Annotated in this window: 5 protein-coding genes and 1 pseudogene; 4 read left to right on the top strand and 2 right to left on the bottom strand. The window is 69.5% G+C overall.

Translation table 11 applies throughout. The annotated features are described in order from the left end of the window. The first annotated feature begins 1,053 nt into the window (after nt 1-1,053). Together ABTY98_RS39385 and ABTY98_RS39380 are read left to right on the top strand one after the other, a co-directional pair. Nucleotides 1,054-1,440, top strand: coding sequence for a hypothetical protein (locus ABTY98_RS39385; protein WP_352225963.1), 387 nt, complete (start codon nt 1,054-1,056; stop codon nt 1,438-1,440). 5 nt (nt 1,441-1,445) lie between these two features. Continuing rightward, nucleotides 1,446-2,046, top strand: a pseudogene (locus ABTY98_RS39380) (nucleotidyl transferase AbiEii/AbiGii toxin family protein). A gap of 337 nt (nt 2,047-2,383) precedes the next feature. Here the strand turns inward: ABTY98_RS39380 and ABTY98_RS39375 are convergent. Both ABTY98_RS39375 and ABTY98_RS39370 read right to left on the bottom strand, forming a co-directional pair. After that, nucleotides 2,384-3,712 (bottom strand): class I SAM-dependent RNA methyltransferase, encoded by a 1,329-nt coding sequence (locus tag ABTY98_RS39375; protein WP_352225962.1) that lies wholly within the window; start codon nt 3,710-3,712, stop codon nt 2,384-2,386. 97 nt (nt 3,713-3,809) lie between these two features. Continuing rightward, on the bottom strand, nt 3,810-5,858 hold the full coding sequence (locus tag ABTY98_RS39370; RefSeq protein WP_352225961.1) for an APC family permease: 2,049 nt from the start codon (nt 5,856-5,858) through the stop codon (nt 3,810-3,812). Between the two features lie 363 nt (nt 5,859-6,221). Between ABTY98_RS39370 and ABTY98_RS39365 the strand changes: the two genes are divergently transcribed. Then, entirely contained in the window at nt 6,222-6,893 is a 672-nt protein-coding gene (locus ABTY98_RS39365) for a potassium channel family protein (protein ID WP_352225960.1), read from the top strand. Then, a complete protein-coding gene (locus ABTY98_RS39360) occupies nt 6,893-7,564 on the top strand; it encodes a potassium channel family protein (RefSeq protein WP_352225959.1) in 672 nt (223 codons plus the stop codon). The genes ABTY98_RS39365 and ABTY98_RS39360 overlap by 1 nt, the downstream gene beginning before the upstream one ends. The last annotated feature ends 97 nt before the right edge of the window (nt 7,565-7,661 follow it).

Raw genomic sequence — 7,661 nt, 5'->3', positions numbered from 1 at the left:
CGTCCGCACACTCGTCGGCTCGATCGGCCTCGTCGCCTCCGTACCAGTCACCACACTCCTCGCAGCCCTGGTCGTATCAGCCGACCGACAGGACACACAGACGGGAACAGCGACAGCGGGCACGGTGGCGGCCAGGGCAACGGCTGCGGGGCGGGGCAGGCGTCGGCGGAAGCCTTGAGAGCGATCTCTTCGGCAGCCAGCCCCGCGGGGTGGTGGTCGTCGGCCGAGGAAAGCCAGCCGGTCAGCCGCGGGCCCTCGCAACCGGCGCCGGCAGTTGCACGCGTCCGCCTGGGCGTCGGCGGTCGGAACGGCGGCAACGAGCCCGCGTTCGCGCAGTCATGGGCGGGGGGTCTCGCGCAGGGCGAGCGGGATGCGGCAGCGGAAGGGGCGGCCAAGGCGCGGCCGAACCGGCACCGAGGCCGTCGGCGCCGGCCCTGAACATGTCTCCGGGCCGATGCGGGACCGAGGACTCGAGTCATACTCCGGGGAGCAGTCTCATGGCCGCCCGGACGATCCCCTCGGGAGCCGGTGTGGCATCCAGGGAGATCGGCGTGCCCCGCCGTGCTCGCGGAAGGCGCAGCACGCGGCCTAATGGATCCAGTGCTCACGCCCCACTGTCCGGCGGGCACGCCACCCCATCAACGGTCTGGCCTCCCGGTCGACCAGCAGGGGCACGGTCTGACCCCAGAAGTCGGATGCTTCCGGCGACGAAAGTGCTCACCTACCGGCGGCTACGGCATCGAGTCTCTACGACCCGACAGCTCCCATTAGGCGCCTTTCCCGACCGATTCAAGGATGCCACGCACTCCACATGATGCGTCATCGGAATGATGTCGGCCTGAGCGAGTCACGGAAATGCCCAGGTCACATCCGGTTCCTCGGCTCGCTGCCCGGCCTGCGGACGCCCAGAGCGCCGACCGAGCGTCATGCCCAACAGGCCGCCCCTCCTCTTCGGGCGGAACAGGCTTCCACGACGATCTCGCTACTGCTCACTCCGGACGCAGGCTCCAGCATCATGACCCGCGCCACTTCTCCGGCCGCCATAATGGATCCATGCCCTCCAGCCCACGGCACCCCGCGCCGAGCGGCCTCCCCGACCCGGTCGCCGAGGACCTCGCGCTGTATCGGGAGAAGTTCCGGCGGCGTCTGCCGGAGTCGCTGGACGAGCTGCGCGGCCCTACCCAAGGGGTCGTGGAGCTGCCGCTGCACATGGCTTGGTCGGGGATGACCTCGTACGACATGAGCAAGCCTCGCCATCTAATGGGCCTGTACCGCACCGTCCTGCACGAGGGTCTGCGCGACGACCTGCCCCGCTACCTCAACCAGGACCTGCTCCTCCAGCTGTGGCCGGTGCTGCGCACCCTGGTCGGCCGCACCGTGCGCACCGTATGGGAAGGCGCCTTCCCCCAGCTCGCCTCCCGCACCCGGGCAGCCGCGTGACGGACATGCCGGAGCTGCACACGCGGCTCCTGGCGGATGTGATCGCGCTCGGCTCCCCGTATCCACTGGCGCTCACAGAACCCGGCGCCCATGGCCGACATCGCGGCCACCCTCCGCGCCGGCCTGGAGGCCCGCGGCTGGAAGGTGCAAGCGCTGGAGACTGCCCCCCTGTCTGCCCGCTTCACCGTGTCCGACCCAGTCACCGGGCAGGAATGCGAGGTCGACATCCTCAAGGAGATCTTCTGGCGGCCGGTCACCCAGAGCCCGTACGGGCCCGTCCTCGCGGAGAAGGACGTGATCGGGACCAAGGTCCGCGCCCTCGCCGACCGCGGAGCGCCCCGCGACCTGATCGACGTGTTCGCAGCCTCCCGCCGCTGGACCAATGCCGAGCTCGAGGAGTTCGGCCGCCGCCACGCCCGAGGCCGCTTTGAGCGTGAAGATCTGCAGTCGAACCTCACAGGTGCCGAGTGGACCGACGACGAAGCCTTCGCCGCCTACGGTCTCGACAACGCCACCATCCTCGCGCTCCGCACCTGGGCCGTGGCGTGGGCCGACGAACTCGCGATCCGTCTCCTCGAAGAGGCCGATGATCCGGACAACGACTGATCACGTCCGATGAGATCACACCTGCAAGCGATCAGAGCAAGAGCCACAGATGAGCAGGTAGGAAAGCAGTCAGTCGCCTTCACACTGCTGCCCCAGCAGCCGAACGTGACGTCAGCGCCCGATGTAGAGAAACCGCAAGTAGCACGCGAACGACAGTCCGCGCTGCCGGAGCTTGGCAGTCAAGAGTCATGAGACGCCCGGTACAGCCTGGGTGGACAGGCTCGCCAATTCACGTAAAACCGGAGGTCAGGACAGCCGCCGTAGACAGGCTGTCTGCTCGACCGGATACGTGAGGGGTAACAGGTCGAGCATCCCGCATCAGCCATGAAACAGCACGTCAGGCGCCCTTGGCAGCAGGCTCAAGAATCGCCACGCACTCCACATGATGCGTCATCGGAAACAGATCGAACGCCCGCAGTGTCCGCACCCGGTACCCCCCGTCCCGGAAGTACGCCAGGTCCCGGGCCAGTGCGGCCGGGTCGCAGGCGACGTACGCGATGCGGCGGGCGCCCAGCGACGAAAGGTGGTCCACCGTCTTGCGGCCCGCGCCCGCACGGGGCGGGTCGAGGACGATGAGGTCGACCTCGGTGATGCCGGTGCGCGGGAGGACCGACTCGACCTTGCCCTGCTCGACGCGGACACGCGGGAAGTCGGCCAGGTTGTGGCGGGCGTCCTCAACCGCTCGCTTGCCTGACTCGATGCCCAGCACCGCGCCCTTCTCTCCGAGGCGGTCGGCGAGGGCGCCGGCGAACAGGCCGACACCGCAGTAGAGGTCCAGCGCCATCTCGCCCTTGCGCGGCAGCAGGCCCTGCATCACCGCCGTCACCAGGGTGTCCGCCGCCTTCGGGTGGACCTGCCAGAAGCCGCCGTTGCCCACGCGGTGGGTGCGGCCGTCGGCGCGTTCGCGGACGAAGGCGCGGCCGTGGACGCGGTGGATGCCGCCGTCGTTCTCGTCCACCCGCAGGACCGAGACCGGCTTGTCGAGTTCGACGAGGGGCAGGCGGGCGCCGGGGCGGGGCTCCAGGATCACCATGCGGTCCTGGGAACCGGTCGCGGCGATCGCCTCCACGGCCACCATGCCGGACCAGTCGCGCTCCTCGATGCCGAGTTCGCTGACGCCCGGCGCCGCGATCATGCAGTGCTCGATCGGCTCCACCTCGTGCGAGCGGTGCCGGCGCAGTCCCGCGTTGCCGTCGGCGTCGACCGCGTACTGCACGCGCGTGCGCCACTGCGGCACCTCGCCCGCCGGCAGCTTGTCGCCCTCGGCGGGCATCACCGTGCCGTCCCAGCCCGCCTCCTCCGGCGTCAGGCCGGCCAGCCGCCGCAGCTGTTCGGCGATCACCTCGCCCTTGAGCCGGCGCTGGGCGCCCGGCTTGGCGTGCTGCCAGTCGCAGCCGCCGCAGCGGCCGGGGCCGGCGTAGGGGCAGGGAGCCTCGACGCGGTCCTTGGAGGCGTCCACGATGTCGACCGCGTCGGCGCGCAGGAAGCGGGCCCCCTCCTCGCCCTCGGTCACCCGGGCCACGACCCGCTCACCGGGCAGCGCGTGCCGGACGAACAGCACCTGGCCCTCTGCGGTCCTGGCGATGCAGTGCCCGCCGTGCGCGACCGGGCCCACCTCGACCTCGTACTCCGTCCCCACCAGCGACTTCTTCGGTTCTTCCTGCATGGTGGGGGGACTCCAGATCAGAGAGAGGGGGGAAGGGCCGCTCGTGGGCCGACGACAGCCCACCAGTCTACGTCCTTCCCCGGGGCTCCTGATCCGCTCAGTTCCTGCCGCTGGGCTCCTTCGGCCGGTGCTCGGCCGGCCCGCGTCGTACCGCGCCCGGTGCGTTCCACTCCTGCCGCTTGCGGGCCCGGTTCCTCGCCACCTCCGAGGACGCCAGCTGGTAGGGCACCGAGGTCACCATCACACCCGGCGTGAACAGCAGCCGGCCCTTGAGGCGCAGGGCGCTCTGGTTGTGCAGCAGATGCTCGTACCAGTGGCCGACGACGTACTCCGGGATGATCACGGAGACCGCGTCCCGCGGGGACTGGGCGCGCAGGCCCTTGACGTACTCGATGATCGGCCGGGTGATCTCGCGGTAGGGCGAGTCGAGGACCTTCAGCGGTACGTCTATCCCGCGCCGCTCCCACTCCTCGCGCAGCGCCTTCGTCTCGGCCGGGTCGACGTTGACGGTGAGCGCCTCCAGGGTGTCCGAGCGCATCAGCTTGGCGTAGGCGAGGGCGCGCAGGGTGGGGCGGTGGATCTTGGAGATCAGGACGACCGAGTGGACTCGGGAGGGGCGGACCAGGTCGTCGTCGGGCTCCTCGGGGGCCGAGATCTCCTCGGAGACCCGGTCGTAGTGCTTACGGATCGCGGTCATCGTCGCGTAGAAGATGCACATGCCGAGGAGCGCCACCCAGGCGCCGTGCGTGAACTTCGTTACCAGGACGACCACCAGCACCAGGCCGGTGAAGAAGGCGCCGAATGTGTTGATCGCGCGGGAGCGGATCATGTGGCTGCGCTTGGCGGGATCCTTCTCGGTCGCCAGGTGGCGGTTCCAGTGCCGGACCATGCCGGTCTGGCTGAGCGTGAAGGACACGAAGACGCCGACGATGTACAGCTGGATGAGGCGCGTCGAGTCGGCGCCGTAGATCACCGTCAGCAGCGCGGCGGCACCGGCGAGCAGCACGATGCCGTTGGAGAAGGCGAGGCGGTCGCCGCGGGTGTGCAGCTGGCGCGGCAGGTAGCGGTCCTGGGCGAGGATCGAGCCGAGCAGCGGGAAGCCGTTGTACGCCGTGTTCGCCGCCAGGAACAGCACCAGGGCGGTGGCGGCGGCGAGCACGATGAACAGGAAGCTGCCCTTGCCGAAGACAGCCTCGGCGACCTGGGAGATCACCGGGTTCTGGACGTAGCCCGAGCCGAGCCCGACGCCGTTGTGGAGCAGGTCGGTGGCCGGGTTCTCGGCCATGCGGACCTTGGTGACCATGGCCAGCACGATGATGCCGCAGAACATGGTGACCGCCAGCAGGCCCATCATGGCCAGCGTGGTCGCCGCGTTCTTCGACTTCGGCTTGCGGAAGGCGGGGACGCCGTTGGAGATGGCCTCGACACCGGTGAGCGCGGCACAGCCGGAGGAGAAGGCGCGGAGGAGAAGGAAGACCAGGGCGAAGCCCGCTAGGCCCTGGTGTTCGGCCTTGATGTGGTAGTCGGCGGTCGGGGCCCGCATGGTGTCGCCGAGGACCAGGCCCCGGAACGCGCCCCACGCGATCATGATGAAGACGCCGCCGACGAACACGTACGTCGGGATCGCGAAGAGCTTGCCGGACTCCTTCACGCCTCGCAGGTTCATCAGGGTCAGCAGCACGATCACGGTGACCGCGCAGAGGACCTTGTGCTCGACGACGAAGGGGACCGCCGAGCCGAGGTTCTCGATGCCGGACGCGATGGAGACGGCGACGGTCAGGACGTAGTCGACGAGCAGCGCGCTCGCGACGGTGAGGCCGGCCTTGTTCCCGAGGTTGGTGGTGGCGACCTCGTAGTCGCCGCCGCCGCTCGGGTAGGCGTGGACGTTCTGCCGGTAGGAGGCCACCACGGTGAACATCAGCACGACGACCGCGACCGCGATCCAGGGGCTGAAGTGGTATGCAGACACGCCCGCGATGGACAGGACCAGCAGGACCTCCCCCGGCGCGTAGGCGACGGAGGACAGCGGGTCGGAGGCGAAGACGGGGAGTGCGATGCGCTTCGGCAGGAGCGTTTCGCCCAGCCGGTCACTGCGCAGTGCGCGCCCGATCAGGATCCGTTTGGGCACGTCGGTCAGTTTGGACACGAGAGAGGATCGTAGGCCTTCCACCTGGCAGGGCTCCAGCCGCGGGGCGTGATCTGCCTCCCGAGTGAAAAAGGTGACGGCTGGAACTGCGGATTCCGCAGCTTACGCCCGATCCGTGCCTAGATGGCAGACCCCGCCTGTCATCGCACTTCGGAGGTCTCATGCCTGCGACCGCAGAGCTGATCGGTGCCGCGGTGACCCTCGTCGGCCTCGGAATCCTCACTGCCTGGAGCGTGCGCAGCATCACTCGGCGCTGAGCGTGGCACAGGGGTGCCCGGCCGGGACGGTGCGTGTGTAGCTTTGGCGTCGGTCTGAGACCCTGATGGGGCTGAGCACTAACTTTTGGACACCGGAAGGACGGTCGTGCACATCGTCATCATGGGCTGCGGCAGAGTGGGTTCCGCTCTCGCCCAGACCCTGGAGCAACAGGGGCACACGGTCGCCGTGATCGACCAGGACCCCACCGCCTTCCGCAGGCTGGGCCCGGGATTCGGCGGTCGCCGGGTCACCGGGGTCGGCTTCGACCAGGACACCCTGCGCGAAGCGGGCATCGAGGAGGCCGGCGCCTTCGCCGCCGTCTCCAGCGGTGACAACTCGAACATCATCTCGGCCCGGGTGGCCCGCGAGATGTTCGGCGTGGAGAACGTCGCGGCCCGTATCTACGACCCGCGCCGGGCCGAGGTCTATCAGCGCCTCGGCATCCCGACCGTCGCCACGGTCCGCTGGACCGCCGACCAGATGCTGCGCCGGCTGCTGCCCTCGGGTGCGGAGCCGCTGTGGCGCGACCCCACCGGCGGGGTCCAGCTCGCCGAGGTGCACGCCTCCCCGAAGTGGGTCGGCCACAAGATCAGCAAGTTGCAGGAGGAGACCGGCGTCCGGGTCGCGTTCCTGACCCGGCTCGGTGAGGCGATGCTGCCCACCTCGCAGACGGTGTTGCAGGAGGGCGACCTCGTGCATGTGATGATGCGGACGGACGACGTCGACAAGGTCGAGGCCGCCTTCGCCGGGGGTCCGGAAGAGGAGGCGGGTCACTGATGAGGGTCGCCATTGCCGGAGCCGGCGCCGTCGGCCGCTCGATCGCGGGCGAGCTGCTGGAGAACGGCCACGAGGTCCTGTTGATCGACAAGGCCCCGACCGCCATCTCGGTGGAGCGGGTCCCGCAGGCGGAGTGGCTGCTCGCCGACGCCTGTGAGATCACCTCTCTGGACGAGGCGGCGCTGCAGCGCTGCAACGTCGTGATCGCCGCGACGGGCGACGACAAGGTGAACCTGGTCGTCTCGCTCCTCGCCAAGACGGAGTACGGCGTTCCGCGCGTCGTCGCCCGGGTCAACAACCCCAAGAACGAGTGGCTGTTCAACGAGGCCTGGGGCGTGGACGTCGCCGTCTCGACGCCCCGTCTGATGTCCGCCCTGGTCGAGGAGGCGGTGAGCGTCGGCGACCTGGTCCGGCTGCTCCGCTTCAGCCACGGCGACGCGAACCTGGTGGAGCTGACCCTGCCCGAGGAGTCGGCCCTGGCCGGCACCCAGGTCGGCGACGTGGCGTGGCCCGAGGACACCTCCCTGGTCACGATCATCCGCGGCACCCGGGTTCTCACCCCCTCCAGCGAGGACTCCCTGGAGGCGGGCGACGAACTCCTCTTCGTCGCGGCCCAGGCCCGCGAGGAACAGCTGGAGGACCTGCTGTCGGTACGGCGGGAAGACGTCTGACACAGGTACGAGAGAAGGGCGCCCTCCGCTGCGGAGGGCGCCGCAGGCACGTCTCGTTCTTCGCCGTGCACACCAGCGCTCCCAGCTCCATGGAGGC

The organism is Streptomyces sp. NPDC096040 (assembly GCF_040303265.1).
Classification (GTDB): domain Bacteria; phylum Actinomycetota; class Actinomycetes; order Streptomycetales; family Streptomycetaceae; genus Streptomyces.
The sequence above is the reverse complement of the archived record's forward strand: the minus strand, read 5'-3'. Positions and strand labels throughout refer to the sequence as shown.